This window comes from Ruegeria sp. BI7 (assembly GCF_056537925.1).
The window spans coordinates 79,444-105,191 of sequence record NZ_JBQFSK010000013.1; the positions used below are offsets into that span (position 1 = coordinate 79,444).

21 protein-coding genes are annotated in these 25,748 nt (G+C 54.6%); 11 read left to right on the plus strand and 10 right to left on the minus strand.

The window, feature by feature from the left end; translation table 11 throughout:
* Nucleotides 1-41: 41 nt before the first annotated feature.
* The 4 genes from ACR0JB_RS20335 to ACR0JB_RS20350 all read right to left on the minus strand — a co-directional run bounded on the left by ACR0JB_RS20335 (nt 42) and on the right by ACR0JB_RS20350 (nt 4,238).
* Nucleotides 42-926 carry a glycosyltransferase family 2 protein gene (locus tag ACR0JB_RS20335; RefSeq protein ID WP_170399753.1) on the minus strand — a complete coding sequence of 295 codons (885 nt, stop codon included), beginning with the start codon at nt 924-926 and terminating at the stop codon, nt 42-44.
* Nucleotides 907-1,728, minus strand: coding sequence for a CpsD/CapB family tyrosine-protein kinase (locus ACR0JB_RS20340; protein WP_170399757.1), 822 nt, complete (start codon nt 1,726-1,728; stop codon nt 907-909). The genes ACR0JB_RS20335 and ACR0JB_RS20340 overlap by 20 nt, the downstream gene beginning before the upstream one ends.
* Nucleotides 1,729-1,759: 31 nt before the next feature.
* Nucleotides 1,760-3,223: a GumC family protein gene (locus ACR0JB_RS20345; protein WP_170399760.1), complete on the minus strand. Its 1,464-nt coding sequence runs from the start codon at nt 3,221-3,223 to the stop codon at nt 1,760-1,762.
* Nucleotides 3,224-3,302: 79 nt separating this feature from the next.
* Nucleotides 3,303-4,238: an ExeA family protein gene (locus tag ACR0JB_RS20350; RefSeq protein ID WP_367648497.1), complete on the minus strand. Its 936-nt coding sequence runs from the start codon at nt 4,236-4,238 to the stop codon at nt 3,303-3,305.
* A 573-nt stretch (nt 4,239-4,811) separates the two neighbouring features.
* Here ACR0JB_RS20350 and ACR0JB_RS20355 point away from each other — a divergent pair.
* The 6 genes from ACR0JB_RS20355 (at nt 4,812) to ACR0JB_RS20380 (ending at nt 13,331) form a co-directional block, all read left to right on the plus strand.
* Complete coding sequence (locus tag ACR0JB_RS20355) at nt 4,812-5,495, plus strand: sugar transferase (protein ID WP_367648278.1); 684 nt, start codon at nt 4,812-4,814, stop codon at nt 5,493-5,495.
* Nucleotides 5,496-5,549: 54 nt separating this feature from the next.
* Nucleotides 5,550-8,000, plus strand: coding sequence for a tetratricopeptide repeat protein (locus ACR0JB_RS20360; RefSeq protein ID WP_170399767.1), 2,451 nt, complete (start codon nt 5,550-5,552; stop codon nt 7,998-8,000).
* Between the two features lie 99 nt (nt 8,001-8,099).
* Nucleotides 8,100-8,729, plus strand: coding sequence for a polysaccharide biosynthesis/export family protein (locus tag ACR0JB_RS20365; RefSeq protein WP_170399769.1), 630 nt, complete (start codon nt 8,100-8,102; stop codon nt 8,727-8,729).
* A gap of 194 nt (nt 8,730-8,923) precedes the next feature.
* A complete protein-coding gene (locus tag ACR0JB_RS20370) occupies nt 8,924-10,330 on the plus strand; it encodes a hypothetical protein (RefSeq protein ID WP_170399772.1) in 1,407 nt (468 codons plus the stop codon).
* A gap of 310 nt (nt 10,331-10,640) precedes the next feature.
* Nucleotides 10,641-12,188: a hypothetical protein gene (locus tag ACR0JB_RS20375; protein ID WP_170399776.1), complete on the plus strand. Its 1,548-nt coding sequence runs from the start codon at nt 10,641-10,643 to the stop codon at nt 12,186-12,188.
* A 42-nt stretch (nt 12,189-12,230) separates the two neighbouring features.
* Entirely contained in the window at nt 12,231-13,331 is a 1,101-nt protein-coding gene (locus ACR0JB_RS20380) for an acyltransferase family protein (RefSeq protein ID WP_170399781.1), read from the plus strand.
* Here the strand turns inward: ACR0JB_RS20380 and ACR0JB_RS20385 are convergent, their stop codons facing one another.
* Nucleotides 13,332-14,600: a glycosyltransferase family 4 protein gene (locus tag ACR0JB_RS20385; protein WP_254440555.1), complete on the minus strand. Its 1,269-nt coding sequence runs from the start codon at nt 14,598-14,600 to the stop codon at nt 13,332-13,334.
* Nucleotides 14,587-15,849 carry a nucleotide sugar dehydrogenase gene (locus ACR0JB_RS20390; protein WP_170399787.1) on the minus strand — a complete coding sequence of 421 codons (1,263 nt, stop codon included), beginning with the start codon at nt 15,847-15,849 and terminating at the stop codon, nt 14,587-14,589. The genes ACR0JB_RS20385 and ACR0JB_RS20390 overlap by 14 nt, the downstream gene beginning before the upstream one ends.
* A gap of 420 nt (nt 15,850-16,269) precedes the next feature.
* Here ACR0JB_RS20390 and ACR0JB_RS20395 point away from each other — a divergent pair, with 420 nt between their 5' ends.
* The 5 genes from ACR0JB_RS20395 (at nt 16,270) to ACR0JB_RS20415 (ending at nt 21,558) form a co-directional block, all read left to right on the plus strand.
* Nucleotides 16,270-17,778 (plus strand): oligosaccharide flippase family protein, encoded by a 1,509-nt coding sequence (locus ACR0JB_RS20395; RefSeq protein WP_367648279.1) that lies wholly within the window; start codon nt 16,270-16,272, stop codon nt 17,776-17,778.
* A 142-nt stretch (nt 17,779-17,920) separates the two neighbouring features.
* Nucleotides 17,921-18,913, plus strand: coding sequence for a glycosyltransferase family 2 protein (locus ACR0JB_RS20400; protein WP_170399793.1), 993 nt, complete (start codon nt 17,921-17,923; stop codon nt 18,911-18,913).
* Nucleotides 18,910-19,854 carry a sulfotransferase gene (locus ACR0JB_RS20405; RefSeq protein ID WP_170399796.1) on the plus strand — a complete coding sequence of 315 codons (945 nt, stop codon included), beginning with the start codon at nt 18,910-18,912 and terminating at the stop codon, nt 19,852-19,854. Before ACR0JB_RS20400 ends, ACR0JB_RS20405 begins: the two co-directional genes overlap by 4 nt.
* Nucleotides 19,854-20,876 (plus strand): lipid II:glycine glycyltransferase FemX, encoded by a 1,023-nt coding sequence (locus ACR0JB_RS20410; RefSeq protein ID WP_170399799.1) that lies wholly within the window; start codon nt 19,854-19,856, stop codon nt 20,874-20,876. The genes ACR0JB_RS20405 and ACR0JB_RS20410 overlap by 1 nt, the downstream gene beginning before the upstream one ends.
* Before the next feature lies 1 nt (nt 20,877).
* On the plus strand, nt 20,878-21,558 hold the full coding sequence (locus ACR0JB_RS20415) for a polysaccharide deacetylase family protein (RefSeq protein ID WP_170399802.1): 681 nt from the start codon (nt 20,878-20,880) through the stop codon (nt 21,556-21,558).
* Nucleotides 21,559-21,565: 7 nt separating this feature from the next.
* Here ACR0JB_RS20415 and ACR0JB_RS20420 read toward each other — a convergent pair whose 3' ends face one another.
* From ACR0JB_RS20420 to ACR0JB_RS20435, 4 genes are all read right to left on the minus strand, one after another.
* Complete coding sequence (locus ACR0JB_RS20420; protein WP_480785887.1) at nt 21,566-22,522, minus strand: sulfotransferase domain-containing protein; 957 nt, start codon at nt 22,520-22,522, stop codon at nt 21,566-21,568.
* A gap of 38 nt (nt 22,523-22,560) precedes the next feature.
* Nucleotides 22,561-23,814 (minus strand): O-antigen ligase family protein, encoded by a 1,254-nt coding sequence (locus tag ACR0JB_RS20425; RefSeq protein ID WP_170399809.1) that lies wholly within the window; start codon nt 23,812-23,814, stop codon nt 22,561-22,563.
* A 230-nt stretch (nt 23,815-24,044) separates the two neighbouring features.
* The gene (locus ACR0JB_RS20430) at nt 24,045-24,836 is read right to left on the minus strand and encodes a sulfotransferase family 2 domain-containing protein (protein ID WP_170399812.1); all 792 of its coding nucleotides are present in this window, start codon (nt 24,834-24,836) and stop codon (nt 24,045-24,047) included.
* A 148-nt stretch (nt 24,837-24,984) separates the two neighbouring features.
* The coding region (locus tag ACR0JB_RS20435; protein WP_480790245.1) for a hypothetical protein at nt 24,985-25,748 on the minus strand (764 nt) is incomplete at its 5' end.

The window sequence follows — 25,748 nt, forward strand, 5'->3', positions numbered from 1 at the left end:
TGGTAAAAATATGATGTGCGGCACTTTTTATTTAGTCGCGATCAGATGGTTCCTCCGGCGGCCTGACGCAGCATCCAGACCATGCGCTGGCATCTGAGCCTGAACAATGTGGAGATCGCCCGTACAACCTCGCCCGTCGAGGCCAACTTGTCGCTGGACATGACTTTCGGGGTATGCACGACAGCGCTTGCAGGCATCGCCAGACCACGAAGCACCCATCGCAACCGTGCGGCCAGCCCGCCACCGTTAAGCTGATATGCTTCTTGCGTTGTCCGGCGCCATTTGGCCTTAAGCGCGGGCCAGTCTCGTCGCGACGGATGGCTGACCCTCAATCGGTCTTCGTAGATCAGAGAATACCCGCAAGACACAGCCCGCATAGTCCATTCCTGATCTTCCGACACACCGTTGATAAATCCACCAATCGCGTCGAACACATCGCGCCGGGTCAGCAGATTGCCCGCGCCGGAAAACCCTTGAACCTCGATGTATCTGCGGAAGTTGAACGCAAAAACCGCCTCGAACGCCTCGGCACCACTGCGGGGCGGCGGGGTTTCGTCAAAAACATCAACACGCCCTCCGATCAGGTCCGCCAGGTTTGCAATCTCGCGACCGATCGTCAGCCAGTCAGACGCCGGCACACAATCGGCATCGATGAAGAACAACCTCTGCGCTGTGGTCTCAGCAACACCCCTGTTGCGAGCATGTGCGGCTCCCTTCTTAGTTTCGGTGATGAACCGCACGTCCGGGAAGGCCCGCCTCACCCTATCCAGCGAGACCGGAGAGGCATTGTCCACGACCACGATTTCGGTGTTGGCGATGTCATTCTCCATCAACGCCCTCAGGCATCGCTCAAGCCTGGGAGGATCGTTGTAATGGGGAATTATGACCGCATCTACCGGAGCCGGATCAGTAAGAGCCGTACTCATAGCCGAAAGTTCCACTGATATAACGACATTTGTTCAGAACGATCCCCATGACATTCGTGAGTTCTGCCAGCTGCCGTTCTGCGACATCGATATGGTCGATGCTGGTCTCTTCAGCCGCCGCCAGAAGCAGGGCGCAATCGACATTCTTGAGAAATCCGTGGCTGTCGTCACTTGCCATCAGTGGCGGCGTATCGAAAAGAATGACATCGGGTTTGTAATCCGCCTCAAGCTGCTCCAGCATCTCGATTGTTTTGCGGCTTTGCAGAACTTCCGCCGGATTACGTGTCGGGGCGTAATTCAGTCCGAAAATCACATTGTCACCGTGCCGCCGCCCATGTTCGTGAAACGGGACTTTGCCCCGAATGACATCAGCCATACTGTGGCGGCCAGTTTGCCTGAGTATCTCGGCCAGCCCCCTGCGCCGCATGTCAAAATCGATCACGATCGTACGCAGATCGTCCTGCCGCCCCAGGCTGAAGGCCAGGTTGGCCGCGGCCGTACTTTTGCCGCACCCGCTGTAAGGAGAGGTCAACGCTATCCGGCGCCATCCATTGGCCAGGGCCTGTTGCAACATCTTGGTCCGCAACATGTCGTAGGGCGTTGCGTCCGGGCCGCCGCTATAGGCCATCAGACGGTTGCGCGAAATAAGGGTTTGGTCGACTTCCAATTCGGACAGGGATTGCCAACCAACGTCATTTCCCCGCGGAGCATGGAGATTGTCCTCGGTCAACACAAACGGTTCGCTCTGGCGGCTTGCGCGTTCTTCGCGCGCCTTCTTAATTGCTACCTGAAGACGGTCCATTACGCCCTATCCAATCCTGTAGGAATAAAAATCACCAATAAACCTCCAACTTGTCGATCACTTTTTCAGCGATCAGATCTAGCGGCAAATAGTAGGTATGCACGGCCCAGACCGCTGCGGGAACACCAATCAGAATGGCCAGGACAACCACAACCCAGGCGACCCGGCGCCGGATCATCTCGCCACGTGAGGGCGCATAGGGAATGGTGGCAATAGGCCATACATCGAGTTTGTTAATCAGATCCTCGGGTCGACGTATGGATCGGTTCAGGACTTCCAACAGAAAAACCAAAGCCGCGCCCAACAAAATACCAAAGGTGACCCCCCCTCCGGCAATCATCATGCGGTTGGGTTTTGTTGGCGAACTTGGTGCCACAGGATATTCGATCACCGAGATGCGCTGACCCTGCGATGTCACTTCGATCCGTTCACCGGTCGATGCCGCGGCCAATCGACCGACAACACTGTTATACTGGGCCTGGATGTTGTCATGATCCCGCTGCAGTTCCGCAAGCGCGATCGCGTTGGCCGGAGTTTGGTCGATCGTCAGTGTCAGCTTGGCCAGGCGATCTACAATCGAAACCCTTTGATCCTCAAGGGCCGAAATCTGAGAATCAATCTGAGCCAGTTGCAGGTCCAGTGTCGAGTTGCCCGTCTGAGGGTTGGTGGCCGCAGCATTGGCTGCCTGCTCAACGGCTACAGTCTCTTCCAGCTTGGCAATTCTGGCGCGCAGAAGCCTTATCTGTGGATTGGCTTCCGAATAGACCGCGAGCTTCGAGTCGAGCTCGTTCCGCAACTGATCCAGCTGCAACTGCGCAGTTGTTTTGTTTTGCGGCGTTACGCCAACGATCTGGCCGGTCGAACCATAAATCTCCAAAAGTTTCTCGCGCTGGCTTTTAAGCGAGAAAATCTGCTGATCCGTTTGTTCTAGATTAGTCTGCAATGCCGCTTGCTGCGCCGTCCGGAACTGCAGGTTACTCGGCAGGGCGTCGGAATTTTCTCTCTCGAATTCGAGTATCCGGGCGCTGCGTTTATCAAGCTCTTTCCCGAGACGATCAACTTCCTGTTGAAAAAAGCTCAGCGTATCTGCAGCGCGTCCCTTACGGTAGGACACGTCGAGTTTCTGGATTTCCGTCAGGTACTCATTGAGCACCCCGGCTGCAACCTGACCTGTCCTGGCTTCGAAGGAAATGCTCATCAGGCTGGCTTGGTTCAGACCCGAGTTGATGCGGATATTTGTGTTCGCCCGCATCGCATCTACGATTTGATCCGGAGATGCGTCGTCGAGATTGTCCAGAACCAGCTGCTTTCGTGCGATGTCCAACAGGACCGGTCGAGTGAGCAGGCGTTGCTCAACGATCTGCAGTTGTTCACCGGCAGTGGTATTGACTGTGCTGGCTGCAAGGTTGCCCGGAATCTGCGGGGATTCAACAATCAGCCGCATCTGCGATACGTAGGTCGACGGCAAAGTCATCGCGATAATGATGGAAGCCACCGAAACAACCAACGCCACAATGAGGAAATACGGGAGCCGCCTCAGAAATATGGAAGAATAGTAACGAACCGGGCCCATTTCAGACTATCAGCTCCTTCTCAAGTGAATTTCCGCCAAAGAATACACCGTCGTCAACAACCTGATTGACAACGTCTTCGTCAACTTTGTCCGCCTCGTTCGTCCAGGCATACAGCAGGGCAAAATCGCAGAACTGGTTCACCAGACGCGGGACACCGCGGGTCTGCTGAAAAATCAGCTTGCAGGCGTCTTCCGTGAATTCTTCGCCTGAACCACCGGCGGTCTTCATCCTGTGCCTGATATAGGCTTCGACCGATGCTTCATCCATTCGTTCCAGATGAAAACTTGCCGCCACCCTTTGCGTCAGCTGGCGCATCTTGGGATCCATGACCAAATCCCGCAATTCAGGCTGCCCAACCAGAACAAGCTGGATCAACTCGTCCGTATTGGCATTAATATTGGTCAACATGCGGATTTCTTCTAATCCCTCGACCGTCAGGTTCTGCGCCTCGTCAAAAATCAGAACCACACGCCGCCCTGCGGCATACTCCGAGACAAGAAAATCCTGCAGCGCCCGGAACAGCTGTACATAGGCCGCATCTTTTTCGATCGGCAGGCCCAATGCGTGCAGCACCCACTGCAACAACTCTCCCCGACCTCCCTGAGCGTTCGAAATCAGCCCAACCGTAATCTCCTGTTGCATTTCGCTCAGAAGGTGCTGAACCAGCGTTGTTTTTCCGGCACCAATTTCGCCCGTCAGTACCGTGATCGGCGCGCAGCTCATGATGCCGAATTGCAGGACAGAATAACCGCGCTTGTGCAGCGGAGACCAATACAGGAACCCAGGGTCTGGAAGCAGCGTGAAAGGGCGCCGGTCCAGCCCGAAGAATTCTAGATAAAACCCGTCATTGGACGCCATTGCACCACGGTTGCCTTCCGCCTTGTCAAACCTCGTACTGGCCCCCCGGAGATTACCTACACCCATACTCTGAACCACCAGAAACCTCTTACTCAACGAGCATACCACATAAATCTAAAGTACCTGGGCATCACTCTGCCACAAAACAAAGGTAGCAATCAGCACTAAACTTCACACGTATTGATTTGACTTTGTTACCCTATCAATCAAGACGGGTACCCGCAGCGATGCTTGTCAAACTCCTGAGAAACCTGACCAGAAAAGCGGCAAACAAGTCAAAGGCAGAGAAGGCAGACAAAACCTCTGCCGTCTTCAATAGTTCCCGCCAAGGAACCAAAGAGCCCAAAACCTTCTAATTGTGCTCAATTGACAAACAGATACTTGAAGAACTTCATCAGATCAGGCCCTACAACACAGAATTGCTTCCTATTTTCATGAACGCCAGGCAGCCCAGACAGGATTAATGTTTTGCAAGATGACCGGAATTTGTTAACAATTGCGGGCAGAATATTCTGCCGGCTTGTGTGTAACGGCAGGGCGAAAAGACATAATAATATAGAATATTTTACATATAAACTGAGGTTGAGCGTAGTCGGTTTATGAGTTCGGTAGTCAGTTCATGGCTTTTTGTGTGCGCTGGGGGTTTAAATAGTGACAATTCATTCAAAGGATGTAGCCGACACTGGCTACTCTGAAATCCCTGTTATACCCGCTTCGGCGAACACCCCAGGCCTCTACAGAAGCTTAGGGAAACGTGCCTTTGATCTGGCGTTTGTGTTTCTGGCGATTCCATTTGTTGTGCCGCTGGTATTCTTTCTGGCGGTGTTTCTGGCTTGTCAGGGCGTAGCCCCGTTCTACCGGCAGGATCGGGTTGGCAAAAACGGCCAGACCTTCAAAATGCTCAAGCTGCGCACCATGGTGCATGATGCTGAGGCGGTGCTTAAGGAACATCTGGCATCCAACCCCGAGGCCCGGGATGAGTGGAACCGCAACCAGAAGCTCCGCAATGACCCACGCATCATCAAGTTCGGATCGCTTCTGCGTAAATCATCCATGGATGAGCTGCCGCAGTTCTGGAACGTTTTTGTGGGCGATATGTCTATGGTCGGGCCCCGCCCGATGATGGTTAACCAGCGAACGCTTTACCCCGGCAAGTTCTATACCTCTATGCGTCCTGGCATTTCGGGGCCGTGGCAGGTTTCAAGGCGAAACCAATCCTCCTTTGCCGAGCGCGCGTTTCACGATACTGAATATTGGAAGAGCATGTCATTCGGCACTGATCTCTCCATCCTGACCCGGACCATTTTAGTTGTTCTGCGTGGCACCGGTTGCTGAGACCGGGCACGCCCCTTGGTCCATATCTTTCGTAGACTCTGCGGGAGGACAGCATTGAGCGTAACAAGATTCGCCATCAGCAAGGGCCTCGCGGTTGTATTTTTGGCCGCGACTCTGTTGATGAGTGCATGTGACTCGGCTGAAGAACGGGCTGAGGCGCATTACCAGGCGGGTCTGGCCTATCTTGAAAAAGGTGAGGTTGAGCGCGCACTGATTGAATTCAAAAACGTCTTCAAACTGAATAGCCAACACAAAGAAGCCCGCCTGACCCTTGCCCGATTGGAACGCGAACGGGGCAATGTCTCTATCGCGTACAGTCAGTATCTGCAGTTGGTGGAACAGTATCCGGACAATTTCGAAGGGCATCGCGCTTTGTCCGAGATGGCTTTGGAAACAGAAAATTGGGAAGACCTGCGGCGGTACGCAGGGGTAGCAAAAGAACTTGCCCCCAATGACATCGAAATCCAATCCCTCAACAACACACTGGCCTATACCGAAGCAGTCGAGGCCAAAAACACGGCCGAAGCAGATCTCACCGTCAACACCGCTTATGAAATATTGAATGACCGCCCCGACTTAATGTCCGCACGGCAGATTGTCATTGACGATCTGGTCCGTTCTCAGGATTGGGCGACTGTATTGAGCGAAGCCGACACGGCCCTGAGCTTTGCGCCACAACAGGACAAGTTGTATGATATTCGGCTCCGTGCATTGCAGGAACTACACAAGCCCGAGGAAATCGAAAAACAGCTGATGCAGATGCTGCAGATCTTCCCCGAGGATACGAGCGTGCAGCAGAGGCTCTTTGAGCACTATGTCAACCAGAAGCAACTGGATGCCGCCGAAGGCGTTCTGCGCGATCAGGCAGAGCCAGAAGCGCCGGATCCGCTTTCGATACAAAGGCTCATAGCGTTTCTGGAAGAGTACCGTGGCACCGATGCAGCAATTGCCGAGCTGGATGACATCATTGCTTTGGGCGGGATCAATACGCCACGCTTCAAGACAATGCGGGCGGTTCTAAAATTCCAACTCGGAGACACGCAAACCGCACTTGGTGAGATGCAGGAATTGCTTGAAAATGCCGAACGAACCACACAGACCCGCGAAAGCGAAGTGGAGTTCGCCCGGATGCTATTGATTGTCGGCAAGCCCCAGGAAGGGCGGGCTGTAATCGAACAAATCCTGACTGACGATCCGACACAGACCGAAGCTGTAAAACTGAAGGCAGCATGGCTGATTGAGGAAGATAAGATCGACGACGCAATCGTGCTTTTGCGCAAAGCACTGCATGCAACGCCTCGGGATTCACAGCTTATGACCTTGATGGCCCGTGCGCATGAGCGCGACGGCGATCGTGAACTGATGGGTGAAATGCTGGCACTTGCAACAGAGGTGTCCCGGAATGCACCGGAAGAAACGCTGAATTATGCCCGGCATCTGATTGCCGAGGAAAATCTAAAAGTCGCCGAACGTGTATTGAACGACGCTCTCTACCAGAACCCCGAGAACTCTGAATTGTTATTGGCTCTCGGCAGTGTGTATTTGAACCTGCAAAACTGGGAGCGGCTCGAGGCGGCGCTGAACACCGTCCGCAATCTGGACGACCCCAACGCGCGTCAACGGCTAGACGAGCTCAGAGCACAAATGCTGTCGACCCAAAAGCGGATGGATGAACTAGCGGCTTTTCTGGAAGAACTGGCAAACGACCCTGAATTTGGGTTGTCCGCCGACATTGCACTCATCCGGCTGATGCTGACACAGGGCGACGTGACCGGTGCCATCGAACGCCTCGATGAATTACTCATGGGAAATCCCAACTCGCTGGCCCTGCGTTTTGTGAAAGCGCGCGCATTGACCAGTGAGAACAAGCTCGAAGACGCTGAGCAGCTCTACCGCGCGATCCTCAGGGATCGTCCCGAGGCCACCCGGGCCTGGCTGGCCTTGTTTTCACTGCAGGTTGAGCGCGAAAGGCCGGAACAGGCCCAATCCGTACTGAATGAAGCGGTGATCGTCCTGCCGGAAGATCCAGATATCCTGATGCTGCAGGCCACAGAATACGAACGCGCCGGAAAATTGGATCAGGCAATCACAGTCTATGAAAAGCTGTACCCGATCAGCAACCGATCTCTGGTTGTGGCCAACAATCTGGCCAATCTTCTGACAACACACCGCCATGACGATGAAAGCCTGCAACGGGCACAGCATCTGGTGCAACGACTGCGTGGCACCAGAATCCCTGCGTATCAGGATACCTATGGCTGGGTTGCCTATCGGCTGGGCAATTATGAACAGGCACTCATCTATCTCGAACCAGCGGCCAGGGCTCTCCCGGATCAACCTTTGGTTCTTTACCATCTGGGCAAGACCTATGCCGCAGTTGACCGACCGCAGGACGCCTTGCGTGCCTTTAGGGCCGCACAAGAAACCGGGGTTCCGTTAAATGTTATTCCAACGTTGGAGACCGAAATTAAGCAGTTGAGCGCGGCAAGTATCGCCGGGCAATGAGAGAAGGAAAGAAGCGCTGCATTTCTGCCGCACCACGCCCCTTTCAAATATCCGGCAGATTGTTTTGCGAATTACGTAAAGGCATAAAAGGAGGGAAAAGTGAAAGATTTAATTATGCGTACAGTTGTAGGGTCATTAATCACTCTTATTGTTGCCATGGTCATGGCGACAGTGTCATGGGCACAGGGTTCGTATCAAATCCAGCCCGGCGACGCGCTTCAGGTCGAAGTTCTAGAAGATCCCACCCTCAATCGAACCATTCTGGTTCTGCCGGATGGCTCCATTAACTTTCCATTAGCCGGATCGCTTCGGGCAGCCGGCCAATCCACAAATGGACTTAGCTCATCTCTCTCGTCGGCGCTGTCTTCAAACTTTAATACACCGCCGACCGTATTTATCTCGGTGGCTTCGCTTGCACCGCCTCCATTGCTGGGCGCGCTTGCCCCGACCGGACCGACGATCGAGGTCTTCATAATGGGCGAGGTCACCATACCCGGAAAGTACCTTGCGACAGAAGGTACGACCATTCTTCAGGTTTTGGCGCAGGCTGGCGGCCTGACCAATTTCGCGGCCCGCAAACGCGTCGAATTGCGTCGGGCTGACACTAAAACAGGCGTGATGAAAAAATACACTTATAACTACAATGGCTCGGGCGGCGGCATTCAAGGTAATACCATACTTAAGCCCGGAGACGTTGTTGTCGTACCAGCACGCCGCTTGTTCGAATAGGGGCTATACAGGTGGGGAAATTCAGGAACAAGCTATCCTCTGCGTTAGGGGGCGGGATAGTTTTTGCAGTTTCACTGACGCCAGCAATCGGTCAACAGGCCCAAATACCACAGGCACCCGTACAGCAGACGACGGCACTGCCAACAACTTCTGCGCAAACGACCCTGCAGCAGGCTACTGCGCCATCAACGCTTGTGCAGCAAACACCTAGCCAACAGTTGATCGCGCAACAGGCCCTACGGAACCCGGCCCGTCAGGTTGGTCTGCCCACGACCATCCAACCGACCGGCACGGGAACCGGCCTGAGTGTTACATTGGATTATCTGACGTCGCTCAGGCATGACAACAACCTCAGGCTGACTGACCCGTCGCTTGGATCGACAACATGGTGGGAAAACACACTTGCCCTGAGTGTCCTGAGGCAAGCATCCGATTCCTCTCTGGCTTTCGATCTGTCGGGTTTATACCGAATCGCCAACGAACCTATCATAGGGACTGAATCGTCGTTTTCAGACCCGTCCGCTCGACTAGCGTATCAACGTTTACGCTCCAACAGCCAGCTTGGTCTGCTGTTGGAGTACCAGGAAAGAGATCTGGCCTTTAACCGGTCGCTTACAGACACCAACCTGGATGGCATCATCGATGCCTCCGACGTGATCGGCACTATCGGAGATCAGGTCAACACCCGCGGGGATTTGAATTGGGCAACAGGTTTGAATGCCCCAATTGGATTCCAGTTCGACTATAGCCACCGAGAAAGAACTTATCAGGACACGATCGACCCGAACCTGTTCGATAACAGGTCAGACGATTATACCGCGACCGTATTGTTCCGGTTTTCTCCAATCTTGCTTGGAAACCTGCGGGTCGATTACAGAGATTTCGCCGCAGATGACAGCGTACGAACTGATCGACAGACAACCACAGTTTCAGCGGGGGGAACCTACAATACTTCCTCTGTTACTGCCGTCAGCGTCAATATCGGCTACAGCCAGGTGGACAATACAGAACGTGCAACCAACACGAATGACGTAACCGAAGACTTCGTCTGGAACTTCGCCTGGAACAGAACCCTGTCGGACGGAGCTGCCGTCGCTCAGATTGATCAGACATTCGGAGTGAACGGTTCCAGAATAAACGCAACGGCCGGACGCAGCTATCAGCGGGCTAACGGAACGTTGAGTTTCGACGTAGGATTTACCCGCGGGCCATTTGATGAGGTAACTCCGATCGGTCAGATCGACTATTCGTACCAACTGCCTAGTTCTCGGATCGGGGCGACGATCCAACGCCGGGTCGGCACCAGCACAGACAGCTTGGAAACTCGCCAGACGTTGGCCTTTCTGACATATGACTATTTCATCAACCCTGTGTCCGCCCTCTCTTTTAGCGCTGATATCATTGATCAGGAAACTGAGGGCTCAGGCCCGTCAAACCCGCGCACGCGCGGCACGTTCACTGCGTCTTATTCCCGCGCAATTACAAGAGATTGGGCGATGAACGTGGGATATGAATACGAAAAGGACGACCAGAACGGCTTTTCGGCAAGCTCAAGCTCGGTCTTTTTGACCCTTGGGCGGCGCTTCACCCTTAAGCCCTAACGCGTTTCAACCTGCGTCGATACCTCAAACAAACGTGTCCAATAGGTGATTGAAGCGACCCGGCTATGTCCCTCGCAGCATCAGTGCTGCGGGGAGGTTCCTTTGACGGTTTTGATGAAGCCGGTCCGCATTGGTGTGATGGGCGTTGCTAATTTGTACGGCCGCCACACCTGTGCCTCATGGTAGATGTATTTAAAAAATTTCAAACCACTTCTGAACTTAATAACTGTATGGTGAGGTGGTTCTGATTGTTGGCCGACAAAACGTTTAATTATTGAGTGTATGAAAAGAGTATGAGTGTACGGCAAAGATGAATACGTCTATCGATAGTGACGTCCAGCGCACGATTCTGGTACTGACCATATTCGTGAGTCTTATTCCGTTGTTCGTGACGCCCGTTCTGCCTTTGACGGATTTCTATGCCCACATTGCACGCTACTATGTTCTGGCGAACCTGCCGGATTCAAAATCGCTGCAACAGCATTACGAAGCTGCCTGGCATCTGCTACCAAATCTCGGTCTCGATATTGTCGGCGTGAGCATCATGAAGGTGCTTCACCCGTTGCTTGGGGCCAAGCTGATCGCCGGGCTTATCATCGCCGCACCCTTTGTTGGCGTCCTTTATCTGTCGCATGTCCTGCACGGCCGGATCGCGATACTGAACGTGCTGCTGGCCGGGCTGGTTGCCTATAACCACATCCTGATCTGGGGTTTTTCGAACTTTCTGCTTGGGCTTGGCGTTCTTTTGGGCGCAACCGGGTATTGGATTGCAACACAGGACCGCCCGACACGCCAGCTGCTCGTGACATCTGTGCTGGGTCTTCTGCTGTTTTTTATCCACGGCTTCGCATTCGCGCTTTGGGGTCTGATACTGGGCATGGTCGAGCTGTCACTGGCGCTTCGCGCCGGTTACCCGGGTTTTGCCACACTTGCGCGACGGGCTAGCAGGCTGGCTTTGATCGCCATCGCCCCGGCGTTGCTTTTCCTGCAAACGAAGACCGCAGGTGGCGGCGCGGCATCTCCGGTCTCAAACTTGCTGGCACATGCTGAAAAAGGAACCCTGTGGAGCCGACTGAGCACTGAAATCTTTTGGCGCATTGATGGTTTTCTGCGGGTGGCGGATTCAACCTGGCGCTCGTTCGACTATGTGTTTGGCATTGTCTTATGGGGAATGTTGATCTGCGGCCTTCTGACCGGTGTCTGGCGCATAGAAAAACGCATGAAGCTTGCCGTTTCACTCTGCACCGTGCTGGTTCTGATCATACCGCCAAACCTGTTTGGTGTCGGGCATCTCAGTGAGCGCACCCCCCTTCTGTTGCTGACGCTTCTAGCGGCAGGCCTGTCTCTGAACCCGGGCGCAAAACCATCTTACCGACAAGCCGCGGTTGCAACGCTCGCCGGGCTGTTGCTGGTTCGGAATCTGGTGCTGACCACCGGGTGGTATCAGGATGGCAGGAATTACGCAGCATTTCTCGACGCGCTCGACAACCACGACACGCTCAGCCTTGGGGCAGGTGCATATCTGGAAGAAACCAGAGACCCTCAGATATTCAGACCCAGTTGCATCCCTCTGTCTTTTCTTATGGTATTCAACGGCACCGCTGTCCCGACATTTTCCAATCCGACACAACAACCCATCCGGCTTCTCGGATCACTGAGCGATATACAACTTGCAACGCGGCAAATCAGTAGGGGTTCCGATTACACAGTTTCGTCGGCCCTGGCTGTCTTGTCTCAGGCCAAAGCGGATACTGTCGTGATCTGTGCTGTAGATTCATTTCGGCAACAGGTCGATGGCTTCAGCATACTGGCCGCAGCTGAGCCATGGACATTGTATCAACGCATTGCGTCCCAATAATCCCGAACTGCATCAGGAGATCGTCGACCCAGAGAACCATATATGACAGAAAGCGCTGCGAGCATATCACCCAACGAGACTGTCAGGTTCATTTCGGACCGCTCGAACGGTCGCGACAATAACTTCAACTTGATCCGCATTCTTGCGGCCAGCGGTGTGCTGGTCTCGCACGCTTATCCTATCAGCTTGGGTCGAGCGGCTACCCAGCCCCTTGAAAACCTGTTGCATGGTCTGACACTGGGAACGGTCTGCGTCTGGATCTTTTTCGCGATTTCAGGATTCTTCATCACACGCAGCTTTAACCGGAAGCAATCGGTGACTTCATTCCTGATCGCCCGAGTTTTGCGGTTGTTTCCCGCCCTTGCCGTCGTGCTTGGGGTTACCATTTTTGTTGCCGGTTTTGTGCTGACCAACGTTGCCCCTTCTTTGTACTGGGCCGAGACGGGCGAATATTTCGTCCGCAACATGCTGTTGTTCGACTTGAGATACACCTTGCCCGGCGTGTTCGAATCCAACCCTGGCGGTGCGGGTATCAATGGCTCACTCTGGTCGCTGTCCTATGAAGTCACCTGTTATGTCGGCGTCTTTATTTGCGGCCTGCTTGGCCTGCTTAGAAACCGTAAGGTCTTTGCTGGAGCGGTACTTTTGTTCATGTGCATCTATGCCGCGACCATGGTTCTGGACCTGAACACGCGTATCGAACAACTCGCAAAGCTTGGGCTGACATTTCTTACCGGAATGGTGTTCTATATCTGGCGTGACAAAATTCCCCTGTCGTGGGTTGTGTTAGCAGGGGTGACAGCCGCAACAGTCGTGGCCTGGTTCACACCCCTGTTTATGCCAGTCTTCGCTGTCAGCCTATCCTATGCGGTATTCTTCGCCGGATATGCCAAAATCCCGCTGCTGCTGAACTACAACCGGCTAGGCGACTATTCCTACGGCGTTTACATATACGCCTTTCCCATCCAGCAGCTTGTGGCGCAATCGGGTGTGACGACCCCCGTCATAAACATGGCCATCTCACTTCCCTTCACGTTCATATGCGCCATTCTTTCCTGGCATCTGGTTGAAGCTCCGGCCATGAAACTGCGGCATCGGATCAAAGCCCCAAAGCGCGCCAAAGCCAAGCAAATCGCCAAATAATCAGGGCTCCCCCCAACCCTTCCAGATCCGCTTATAGGCCGCGATCAGGGCGGGCACCTGATGGGGCCAGGCCATTTCCGCCTCAACCCGCGCGCGACCGTAACGGCCCATGGTGGCGCGACGTTCCTCATCCGCCAACAGCTCGGTGATCTTGTTTGCCATATCCACAGGATCGTTGGCGCGCGCGTACAAAGACGCCTCCTGCGCCGAGAAGCGCCCTTCGGTCACGTCGAACTGAACGATCGGTTTATCGAACGCCATGTATTCGAGGATTTTGTTCATGGTGGATTTGTCGTTCATCTCGTTTACCCGGTCCGGGTTCACACAGACATCTGCGGTCGACAGAACTTCGAACAGGTCATGATCCGGTGCGCGGCCAGTGAAGGTGACATAATCCGACAGCCCCATATCCACCGATTGCTGGCGCAGTTTGTCCAGACTGGGACCACCGCCGACAAGGCAGAACTGGATATCGTCGCGCCCCTGGACCTGCACCAGATGCGCCACCGACTCCAGCAGTAGGTCGATCCCCTCCTGATCACCCATCACGCCGACATAGCCCACCATATACTTCCGCCCGTTGCACCAGTCTGGGTTCGGGGGCAGGTGCTGTAAACGGCTCAGGTCCGGACCGGAACGGACGACGAACACATCTTCGGGCGCCATGCCACCGCGTTCGATGGCGATCTTGCGATAGCTTTCATTGGTCGCAATTGACACCCGGGCCGAGGCGAAGGTCAGCCGTTCGAACGTCTTCATCAGCTTCCAGAAGAAGCCACGTTTGTCGAACTTGGCCTCGTACAGCTCGGGGTTGATATCGTGGTGATCGAACAGATAGCGCACGCCGAACAGCTTGAAGGGCAGCGCCACCAGAAAGATCAGATCGGGCGGGTTGCAGCCATGGATGACATGGAAACCGCGCGTCAGCTTGATCCGCAACGCCAGCCAGCTTTCCCAGAACAGCGCCGCGCCGTATTCCAGCAGGTAGCCCAGTGCCCCGCTGGCATCCAAAGGCAGAGGGTGGCGATAGACCTTGATCCCCTCGTCTTCCCACACGCGTTCCTCATGGCCTTTGCCGGTGGGGCAGATGACCGACACCAGCGCGCCGGCGGCCGCCAGCGTGCGCGCCTCCATCCAGACCCGGCGGTCGAAAGGCACGGGCAGGTTTTCGACCACGATCAGAGCTTTCAACCCCTTCAGGGGTTGGGTCTGGCGCAGTTCCTCAAACGAGATCGGTTGAACGGCAGGCGGCGGGCTAGTCATATTCATAGGTCCGCACCACCTCTGTATCGCCAAGGTTCAGATCATTGATAATCCGGTTCGATCCAATCACCAGATCCCAGGGCCCGGCCTCGGCCGTGGCTCGGTTCACCAGCAGGCTGCCCACATTGGGCAAATGGGTGAAGGCATAGCCCAGGTTCTGTCCCCGCAGATCAGCAGGTTCGATGGCCGGATCATAGATCGACAGTTGATAGCCTGCGTCCAGCAGCCGCCGGGCGATATCGACATTGGGACTTTCGCGCAAATCATCGGTTCCGGCCTTGAAGGCCAGCCCCGCCATCAGCACCCTGCCCCCTTCGGGCAACCGGGCCATGATGTCCTGCGCCTGATATGCCTTGTGCGCCTGATTGGTCTGCAACAGGCTGTCGATCAGATGCGTATGGGCCCCGACCTCACTGGCGATATGCTGCAGCGCGCGGACATCCTTGGGCAGGCAGGATCCCCCGAACGCGCCCCCGGGACGCGTGTAATAGGTCGAGATGTTGAGCTTGGTGTCCGAGACGAAAATCTCATGCATGGTTTTCGCCGACACCCCCATCCGGTGGCAGATCCGTCCGATCTCATTGGCGAACGCCACCTTGGTCGCGTGCCAAGTATTGTCGACGAATTTGGTAATCTCGGCCTCTTCAAAGGCGGTGTAGAACACCGGCGCATCCAGGTTTTCGTGCAGGGCATCCATCACCGCCGAGCGGTTCCCGTCCGCAGTCCCTACCACGATCTTGGGCGGGTTGAAGTAATCGTCCACCGCCGAGACTTCACGCAGGAATTCCGGGTTATAGATGATTTCGACGGCTCGCGCCGCCTGATCCCCCAGAAAGTTCCGGAAGATCGGCTCAATCAGTTGGCGCACCGTGCCGGGCCGAAAGGTAGATCGGTACGCCACCGTCAGCGGTCGCACCCGGTCAGGCGACACGGTCTCGGCAATCTGGCGCGTCACCTCGGCCACAAAATCCATGTTATGCGACCCGTCGGTCGAGCTGGGCGTGCCGACACAGACAATGGCCAGATCCACATCGGACAGGTCCGGTATTTCCACCACTGCATGTATCAGGTTCTTGCTGAGGGCCTCGGTCAGCAGCTCGGCCACTTTCGGTTCCTTGATCGGGGGTAGGCCTGCATTGATTTCGGCGACTTTATCGGCGTTCACGTCGATGCCGATCACCTCGTGCCTTTCGCGGGTCAGACAGCACGCTGCCGTGAAGCCCACATATCCCAAACCAAAAATCGCAATTTTCATACCGCAATACCGCTCTAAAACTCAGCACTCAATTCTCTGCCTGACCGCGACCAAAGACATACAAACCGTCGCGCTTGGCTTCTTTCTGCATTTGGTGTCCAATTCATGGCACCAATTGAGATTACACTTTGAAACAGAATTCAATCTACTGGTACGAGATACGAGTATACTCTGATAAAATGAAACAAAACCGTCGCGAGGCGCATACAAAATAGCACTATGCGGGCAACTATCAATCGTCCGGACAGAAAGCCAGAATCGCGCTCCTACACGTCTCAGGACTCCTCAACGGATCGCGGATTTGGAAACATTAACGCAGAAATGCGTCGTTTGTTGTGAGTTTAGAAGGTTAATATCTTGAAGCAGCCGTCGGATCCTGCTCTGGGTAAAAGTACATCTTCCCGCACATCCGCTCTTGCGGTGGGTGCAACCACATTGCTGGCTTCCAGCCTGTTTCGACAGGTGCTCGGATTGATCACCCTGATCGTGATCGCCCGCCTGTTGTCGCCCACCGATTTTGGCATCGCTGCCTATTTCCTGATCGCAACAGCCTTTCTGGAAATGATGCAGCGACAAATTTCGATGGTCCTCATTCGGATTGACGACGTTACCCAGGATCATCTCAGCACGGTTTTCACGTTTCAGATAATCCTTGGCATTGCCGCGGCGCTGCTCTTTTACACCACTAGGCCTCTGTTTCCGCTTATCGGATTGCCTGAACTGACACAGCTTGCCCCAGTTCTTTGTGTGCTGTCCCTGGTCATCGCCCTGAGAAGTCCCCGCTTCATCCTTTTTGAACGTAAGCTACGCTTTATTTACGCCGCCGGGGAAGAGACAATAAGCCGGGTTGTCTATGCCATCATCGCTATCAGCATGGCTTTGATTTGGCGTGACTTCTGGGCAATCATCGCCGCCAATTTCTGTGCACTCACGACGCGCAGCATATGGACATTCAGCATGGCGCCAATGACCATGCGCCTGTCATTGAAACGCTGGCATGATTGTTTTTCGTTTTCTGTCTGGTCCACTGGCGCGCAGATCGCTCAGTTCTTCTCGAAGAACATGCCGCAGCTTATCATTGGCGCAACCCTGGGGCTTTCCGATGCCGGTGTGTTCCGATTGGGAAACCGGTTGAGCACTCTTGTCACAACGCAGTTGTTTGCCCCCCTGCAGCGTGTGCTTTACCCGGGGCTTGCGGATATTTCCCGCAATTCTGACCGACAAGATGAAGCGTTCAACCGGTTGAACGAACTGCTTTTGGCAATTGTATTGCCGATTTCAGTCGGAATGGCGCTGGTTGCCAACTATCTGGTGATTGTCGTGATCGGCTGGCAATGGCTGGGTGCGGCACAGGTCATATGGGTTTTGGCGCCGCTCAAAGCGCTGGAAACACTACAAGAAAATGTCCGCTCGGCCTCCTATGTTGAAGGGTCGACCAAACTTCTGTTTATCAGAAACTTTTTCCTTCTGATCCTCGTCTGCCTGCTGATGATGGTCGGTGTGCAGTTCAACTTTATGGGGGCATTGGCCGCAGCAGGCGCAGCCAGCACAGCCGCCATTTTCACGACACTGCTTATTGCCAAGCGATATGGAACGCGCACATTCTTTGGGCCGATAACCGTCGCCTGGCGATCGATTGTGTCTACACTGGTCATGATCGCCGCTGTATTTTTCGTCGACAGCGCGATTGGCAATCAGGACCAGATTGGCTGGGCGTTCAACACGCTCGATGATCTGCCGCTGCTGCGCTACCGATTTGCTGTCAAAGTGCTGATTGGCGCGTTTACATATACGGGAACACATTTTTTACTGTGGTATCTTGTCAAACGCCCCGAAGGTTTTGAAAGCCTGGTGCTTAAACTGGCAAAAAAAATACGCACCCGCGTTCTTAATCCGAACGCCAAAAAACATGGCACAATGGAATCATAACGTTGTTTTGTACCGGTAGTTCTTTGCAGCTTCGCACTTGTATGCCCACGGCAGACAGATACGCGGAGCCAGGCCCCGAAAGCATAGACGCCGCAGTGCGGGGCCTCTGCCGCAGACATTTCATCGAGTCTTGGTGGACACTGTGAAACCGGCCTCTGCACTTCGGATCGACCTCAGCGTCATCATCGTGAACTACAGGACCGCTGACGTGACATCGAAGGCTGTACAGTCGGTTCTGGACCATCCGGGCAATCTGGATCTGGAGGTGATCGTAGTCGACAACCATTCACAGGATGGCAGTGTCGAGGCGCTGCGCGCAGCGTTCCCACATATAACGGTTCTGGATGCCGGACATAATGGGGGGTACGCGTGGGGGAACAATATAGGCATCCGGCGTGCCCGGGGGCGCTATCTGCTGGTCCTCAATCCAGATGCACTGGTTTACGATGGTACGCTTGAGCGTGCAGTCTCGTATATGAAAAAAAACCCGAATATCGGCATTCTGGGCGGGCATGTGTCGCTTGAAAACGGTACGCAGCAGCCAACCCTGTTCCGCGAAGTCTCGCTAAGCAAACTGTTCTGGGGTCTCGTGATTCCAAACCGTATCCTGCGCCGCAGCCGGCTTTTCGGAGATCAGCGTTATGCCTCTCTGGCGCGCGACACGGTACAGGATGTTGAGGTTGTCGCCGGATGTTTCATGATGGTTTCACGGGAAATCATTGAGAAGGTCGGCATGATGGATGACCGCTTTTTCATGTATAGCGAAGAGTCCGAATGGTGCTGGCGGGTCCGACAAGCCGGTCTGAAAGTGCGCTACAATCCTGACGTTCGTCTTATGCATTACGGCGCTGTATCAACCGGTCAGACATCACCGTGGAAATCCGTCGAGATCGCCAAAGGGCACATCCTTTTCCTGCGCTTTACACGGGGCCCTATAATCGCGTGGCTGGGAACCGCGCTTATGGTGCTAGCAGATCTGCTGCGCGCCATCTGGTTTCTGCCCATCAGCCTGATCCGGCCCGGTCATGAGGGGGGCCAGGCCTGGCGCGCGCGGCTGGCGTTCTTGTTCAGAGCCCTGTTCAAGCAACCACAGGGACAGATCCCCCCGCAATCCGACATCGGCATGGCGACATGAAGGCTCTAGCCAAATCTGCCTTGCGCGGCACGGTGCATACTGTTCTTGCTCCGCTGGAAGCACAGATGCTGAAGCGTCAGCCCGAGGCAAAATGGCCCCACATTTTCATTCTGGGCGCGCCCCGCTCTGGCACATCGCTGTTTTATGAACTCATGGCGACACAGTTCGCGTTCGCCTGTTTCACCAATTTGGCGCACCGGTTTTATAAGACGCCTTTGGCGGCCACCAAGCTCGGCCGATCCTTCATCTCGCGACACAAACCGGCCTATCAAAGCGACTATGGCCATATTTCGGGCTGGGCCGCCCCAAACGAAGGCGGATGGATCTGGCAGCGTTGGCTCGAAGATGGTCCATGGGTGAACGAGAGCAAAATTGTGGAACTGCCGGTGGATGAAATCCGATCGACTCTCGCCGGAATGTCAAACCTGTCCGCAGCGCCTTTCATCAATAAGAACGTGATGCACTCGAACCGTGTGCGGCTGCTTGACGCCTTGTTCCCCGGCTGCCTGTTTCTGGAGGTCCAGCGCGACGCCAAAGAGACCGCCAGATCCATTGTCCGCGCGCAGCGCCGCAACAAAGGGCCCGAGGCTGATCGAGATGAATGGTGGTCCGTGCGCCCGTCAAATGCAGGGGGCGACACAGATATCGAACGGGCCTGTCGTCAGGTTGTGGGGGTAACCGAGGATATCGCCCGCGATTGTGCCCAGGTCGGAGCGGACCGGCATTTCATAATAGATTACGCAACCCTTTGCGCGACACCTGAGAGCATCCTATCCGACGTGGCCCGCTTTCTGTCCGAGCACAACGTTCCCGCTCTGGCGCTGCACCAGGACCCGGTTCCAGAACGCTTTACCCTGAGCCCGTCCAGACCCCTTGATGACAACGAAGAAACCCGCCTGGATGATATGCTCCGGGGGGCGGCAACCAAGATGATAGTCTGATGGAACAGAAAGCGCTCTCTCTGCGCCAGGTCGCGCCCGAGAAATGGTCCGGCATCAGTGGCATGTTCGATGACCTCACCTATGAGCAGAGCCTGACTTACGCGCAGGCTGCCGCCCACCGCATCGGCGCCACCGCAGAATTTGTGGTCCTATACGATGCACAGGACAAACCTGTTGCAGCGGCCTGCCTCAGGATCAAGAAGATCCCGGTCCTGAACCGCGGCATCGCCTGGATTGCGGCGGGTCCGCTGACACACAACTCATCTCAACCCGAACCTGAACCCGAGATGATTGGCGCAGTTCTGTCAAAGTTGCGCGACTATGCACGTTCCGCCGGACATGTCCTGCGCCTGCGGTTTCCCGTGCAGATCGCGCCATCAGAAGATGTAACCAAACAAGCAGGTTTCACACCAACCGAAAGGGCAGCATCCTATCGCACCGTGCTGATCGCCCCGGATCAACAGGATGACAGCCTGATGCGTGCGCTGCACGGCAAATGGCGCAATCCTCTGCGTAATGCGCTGAAGGCGGGTCTCGAACTTGAAACAGGTCCAATAACCGACCTTTCAGGGCGCTTTTCCAATCTCTACGAACAGGTGCGGGATGCCAAAGGGTTTCAGCCCGATATTCCTCCGGAATTCTACTACGCGCTGTCGGGCCCGGATTTTGACCATGACGTTCTGATTGCGCGCAAGAACGGCGAGGATATCGGCGCGATGACGATTGGGGTGTCCGGCCCAAACGCCACCTATCTGTTTGGTGCCACCAGCGAGGCCGGGCGGCGGCTCAATGCCGGGCATTACCTGATGTGGCAGGCCATGCTGTATTGCCGCGAACGAGGAGTGAAATGTTTTGATCTGGGTGGCATCGATCAGGAAGCAAACCCAAGCGTCACCCGTTTCAAGCTGCGAACGGGCGGCTCGGACACAACTGCTGCCGGTCCTTATGAAGCCCAGCCAAACGGGCTTGGGGCGGGGCTAATCAATCTTGCCGAAACTCTGCACAGAAAGCTGAAATCCTGACATGGCACGTCTGATTGGTCTCAACTTCCACGGCATTGCCCCCCCGGCACGCGACCTTGAAGACGGCGAAGCGCCGTACTGGTTGTCTGAGGCTCAGTTTATTGAAGTTCTGGATCGGGTTGCGGAAAGCTCCGATCCGTCGACCTATCTTCTGACCTTCGATGACGGCAACCTCTCGGATTACGAGATCGCCCTGCCCGCCCTGACACAACGGGGGCTAACCGCGACGTTCTTTGTTCTGACAGGACGGCTGGACGAGCCGGGGTCCCTGACCCGCGATCAAGTCAAAGTGCTGCTGTCTGCCGGAATGGATATTGGCAGCCACGGGATCGCGCATGTCGCCTGGAGCGAGTTAGAAGCCGAAACGCTTGAGCAGGAACTGACTCAATCACGCGATGTGTTGCAGGAGCTGTGCGGTGGTCCGGTGACCAAAGCGGGAATACCCTTCGGCCGCTACAACGCACGCGTCCTGCGCGCCCTGCGCCGCAATGGCTACAGGACGGCATTTTCCAGCGATACCGGGTATATGAGCGACACCGCCTTTCTGCGCCCGCGCACGTCCCTGCGCGGGGATATGACACCGGCTGAGATTGACGCGATACTTGCGGGCCAGATGCCTGCCGCCAGACGCCTGCGCCGCGCAGTTGGCATGATCAGAAAGCAGCTTCTGCCTCTGCGATAAGCAACCCTCAGAGAGCGCCCTCCGATCCTGCGGCAGATGATCGGGCATATCCAAATTTCTCCAGAATGTGCCCCAACTCCTGTTCGATATAGGCCAGATGCTCGGGTTCCAGTTCGTCTTTCCACTGCCCGCTACGACCGCTGCGGATATGGGCGCGTTCATTGATTTTCGTGGCAGAAACCTTGCTGCGCTTTCCGGCCTCGAACAAGCGCATCAAACGGACGCCCAGTTCATGTTCTTTTCCGGTCAGTCCGAGGAAACTGAATATCTCCGAATATAGCTCATCACGCTTATCCCCCATCAGATCGTCATACGAGACCTCGAGAATATCCGGGTCATCCAGATCCCAGGTCTCAAGCGTTTCGCGACTGAAAAAGATGAAATGACGGATTGTCATGAACAGACCTTCGGTCTTGTCCACCGCCTGAAGCTTTTCCTGATATGTCCGCCCACTTTCATCCGGGACATGGGCCCAAAGCTCATTCGTCCACAGGTGATAGTGATAGGAAGATACGATCATATCCCGCGGGTCTCGCATGATATGTATTCCCCGGTATGGTCCGATTTCAGACCAGGGCGTCCGGCTATGCGTCGACAGAAAAACTCTGGTCTTCGGTTGCGGCGCGTCTTTTGAAATATCTTCGAACCGGGCTTTCAACCCAAATGCCAGGAGCTTGAGCACGGCCTTGAAATAGGTGGTCATGGCCTTGTGATGCGTGCCGACAAATATTTTGGGCTGTTCTTGCTCTGATCCTCGCGCACGCATCCTGCACGCCAGTAGAAGAGGCACCACCTGCCAAAATTCAGGGTTTTTCAAAAGCCCGTAATTTTTACGGAATGAAATGGGAACCTGAGTCAGTTTTTTCTGCAACTCCGACCGCTTCGGTTTTCGGCCAATCCCGGCATCTGTCGTGATCTTGCTTTGCTGAACTGACACCTGTCGACTTCCTTGTACCCTTCTCACCGAACGTGCAGCACAATGCGCTGCCAACTCTTGTCTGCTTACGTTCCTTCAGGACCGAACCGCGTATATCTTATCCGCCGTGTGCGGCGCTGTTTCGCTTCGGCCTGCGGCTGTTCGCTTTCTTCCTTGGCATCAGCCATCCAAAGCCCCGCGCCCATCAGGAACATCAAAAGACACAGTGTGGCGTCCCAGACATGCACTGTGATGGCTGCGACACAAAATCCTGACAGAGAGAAAAGGTACCCCAGCCGGTAGCTCTGCAATTTGCTGGACAACTGAGCACGCCCCAAAATCACGTAAATCATTACAATGGCGGCGACGATGAAAATCAGCGACGGCAATCCATAGCGCAAAGCGGCGACCAGCCAGAAATTGTCGACGCTTCCAACCATCCAACGCGGGCGCGACCATTCGTTGAACCCAATCCCAAATATTGGATTGTTCAGGATGTCATCAGAGGAAAAGGTGAAAATGCGGATCCTGTTGAACGCTGTCGATTTCTTAATCGTCAAATACGCCGCAAAAATTTGAACCGGCGGCCGGTTCGCAAAAATCTCAACGAAAATATACATCCCCGCAAAGATATACAGCAACAGGTTCCACTTTCTCTGGAGGAACGCGAATACAGTCTTCCAGGTCATTAGCGCCATCTGAACGGCGACCGCCAGCCAGGCCCCTGACGACAAGGAGACAAAAACGGCGAGCAAGACGCACCCGGCCCGGCTAACCTTGTAGGTGAACCCCCTGCCATATCCCAAGACATACCAGACCAAAGAGAATGCAACACTACAGAATACACCGAACAGGATCGGGTGCGGCATCGACCCCTGCGCCCGGTAAAAGCCCAGCCTCGGTTCCTCTTGCACGACGTTATAAACGCTACCGATCTTGCCGAACCATTCGAGTATCAGAGATTTGTCAGCAACAAACTGATAGACGCTGAACGGCAGCATGAGCAGCACCGCGATAAAAATCCAACGGACGAAGGCACGAAATGCGTGCTCATCCCGTATCATCCAGCGTGCGATGAAATACGGACTGATCGTCTCAATGAACGAGATGCCGATATATTCCCACCTCCACAGGGCATGGTGATAAAAGATCGCCAACGCTGCCCACAGCGCATAGCCCAAGACAAGAAAATCCGGCGCGTAATACTTGCCCGAACCATCAAGCCAGCGGACTATGGCCGGAAAAAAGAAAACCAGCAGAACAATGCGATAACCACTGAGCTGCAGACCCGCGATTTCAAAATAGAGCGGGAGTATGAAGCCCATAAACAGCAAAGGCACGACAAACGGTCGGGATGTACGCCCGGTGCTCCCACCCGTCGTCTGTAAATCCCTTCTTGTAGCTGTCGATACCGCCAATGGAACTCACCACCACTTTGCGCGCATGTTAGCAGATATATTCCTGTCTGACTGTTATCCCGCATACAGCTCACAGAAAAAATCACTTTTGATGAATGCCATGATTATACCGGTTTTTTATATGGTCGAGTCTGGACCGGAATCGGGTGTGATTATGCAACAACACCCTCAAGCGCTTTTCGGTGCAAAGCAATGTCTGCGGCATAATAGTCCTGCACAAACCCCCGAACGTCGGGCTCATCAAAAACGGAAGGTACAGACGAGGTATTTGGTTTCATTAATATTTTCCGGGCTGAGACGCGCATCTTTTCATAGATAGGACCGGGCAAAACCCGCCTGGCAACGGCGCTTCCCGCATACATGACGCGGCTCAGACCTTGATAGCGAAATACCGTAGTGCGATTTGCATGCCCAATCTCCAGCGTATCGGTGCCGATATGACGCGCCAGGTCAGAAACGAAACAATCCATGCGTTCGACAGGGTATAGGTTCCTGACCATGCGCCTGCCGTCTGTCTCAACGAAAATGGATTGCCGGGCAAAATGGACATAATCCGGCGCGATCACCGCTGGTTCTGACTGAAGATAGGTGATGACCTTACCGATCTCATCACGGATATCTTTGTCATCGAGCTGCGCGAACTCCTTGCCCAGATACATCTTGGCCCGTTGAGCCATGGCGGACCGGAACCTTTGAAACGGATCGCGCAAAAGCGCGTAGCTTTCGTAACTCTCAAGCTTATCGAACGCTTCGTGATCCAGCTCACGCAGCAATGACAACGGCAAATGTCGAAAGTCGATCTCACCCAGTTCCGGATGATGCTCTACGGTTTTCAGAAATCGGCTATCAGCATCATGAAAGGGTAAAACGGCGTTTCGCACCGATGTCCCGGCGCATTTTGGGATGTGAATGAAAATAAAACGATAACGGTCAGATAAAATCATAAATCGAAACCATAAACACGATACAGAACCTGCATAGCGTTATGTTTAAAAAAACCGCAAAAAACCAGATGCGGAAAACAAAGGCGGGGCGCAGTTTTTGCGCCCCGTCCAAATTTGTGTCGCGTGCCCATTGTTGCACGCACTGGCATCAGGCAATCAGAGTGTCATCCAGAACCGTCGTATTGACAAACTGAACATCATCATCGATCGCAAATGCACTGACCTCGCCATCAATATCGCTACCCCACTGGGATCCAAGCGTCCAATCCCGATTGGGTGCACTGGAGAAGTCGAAATCCACGCCAGTTTCATCAATGACAATCTGATCATCAACAAGCACTTGCAAGCGATCCGCATCTTCATCCACCAGAACGGTGATCTCGTGCTTGTCGAGGTCGTTCAGGCCGATGTCCTTTGCTTTGAAGCCTTTATGGAACTTGGCATCATTATTAGCGACATTCACAACCAATCCATCATCTTTGAGAACCAGACCGATTTTCTTGTGGTTCCAGACAAGGCGTTGTGTGCTTCCATCGGCCTCATCCCGGGCGAATTCGACCGTAAACCCAAGCTGACTGGAAGATGCGAACTCTTCAAGCCGACCCATATTTACGTAATCGTCATTGCCGTCGAACTGTATAACCTGGCCAGACCCGGTGTTCGCGACGGTCGCGTCCCCTTTCAGTTGGATCCGGTCGTCGCTGAGCAATGCCGCAATATCCAGAACAAAGTCGTCGAAGATCATCCCTGAACCCAGACCACTATCAGGCTGGGTGGTCCCGCTATCAGGCTGGGTGGTCCCGCTGTCAGGCTGGGTGGTCCCGCTGTCAGGCTGGGTGGTCCCGCTGTCAGGCTGGGTGGTCCCGCTGTCGGGCTGGGTGGTCCCGCTGTCAGGCTGGGTGGTCCCGCTGT

Coding starts and splice junctions, on each gene's coding strand:
- ACR0JB_RS20335 (WP_170399753.1), bottom strand. CDS start 926: ATGAGTACGGCTCTTACTGATCCGGCTCCGGTAGATGCGGTCATAATT.
- ACR0JB_RS20340 (WP_170399757.1), bottom strand. CDS start 1,728: ATGGACCGTCTTCAGGTAGCAATTAAGAAGGCGCGCGAAGAACGCGCA.
- ACR0JB_RS20375 (WP_170399776.1), top strand. CDS start 10,641: ATGAATACGTCTATCGATAGTGACGTCCAGCGCACGATTCTGGTACTG.
- ACR0JB_RS20380 (WP_170399781.1), top strand. CDS start 12,231: ATGACAGAAAGCGCTGCGAGCATATCACCCAACGAGACTGTCAGGTTC.
- ACR0JB_RS20385 (WP_254440555.1), bottom strand. CDS start 14,600: ATGAATATGACTAGCCCGCCGCCTGCCGTTCAACCGATCTCGTTTGAG.
- ACR0JB_RS20390 (WP_170399787.1), bottom strand. CDS start 15,849: ATGAAAATTGCGATTTTTGGTTTGGGATATGTGGGCTTCACGGCAGCG.
- ACR0JB_RS20405 (WP_170399796.1), top strand. CDS start 18,910: ATGAAGGCTCTAGCCAAATCTGCCTTGCGCGGCACGGTGCATACTGTT.
- ACR0JB_RS20410 (WP_170399799.1), top strand. CDS start 19,854: ATGGAACAGAAAGCGCTCTCTCTGCGCCAGGTCGCGCCCGAGAAATGG.
- ACR0JB_RS20415 (WP_170399802.1), top strand. CDS start 20,878: ATGGCACGTCTGATTGGTCTCAACTTCCACGGCATTGCCCCCCCGGCA.
- ACR0JB_RS20430 (WP_170399812.1), bottom strand. CDS start 24,836: ATGATTTTATCTGACCGTTATCGTTTTATTTTCATTCACATCCCAAAA.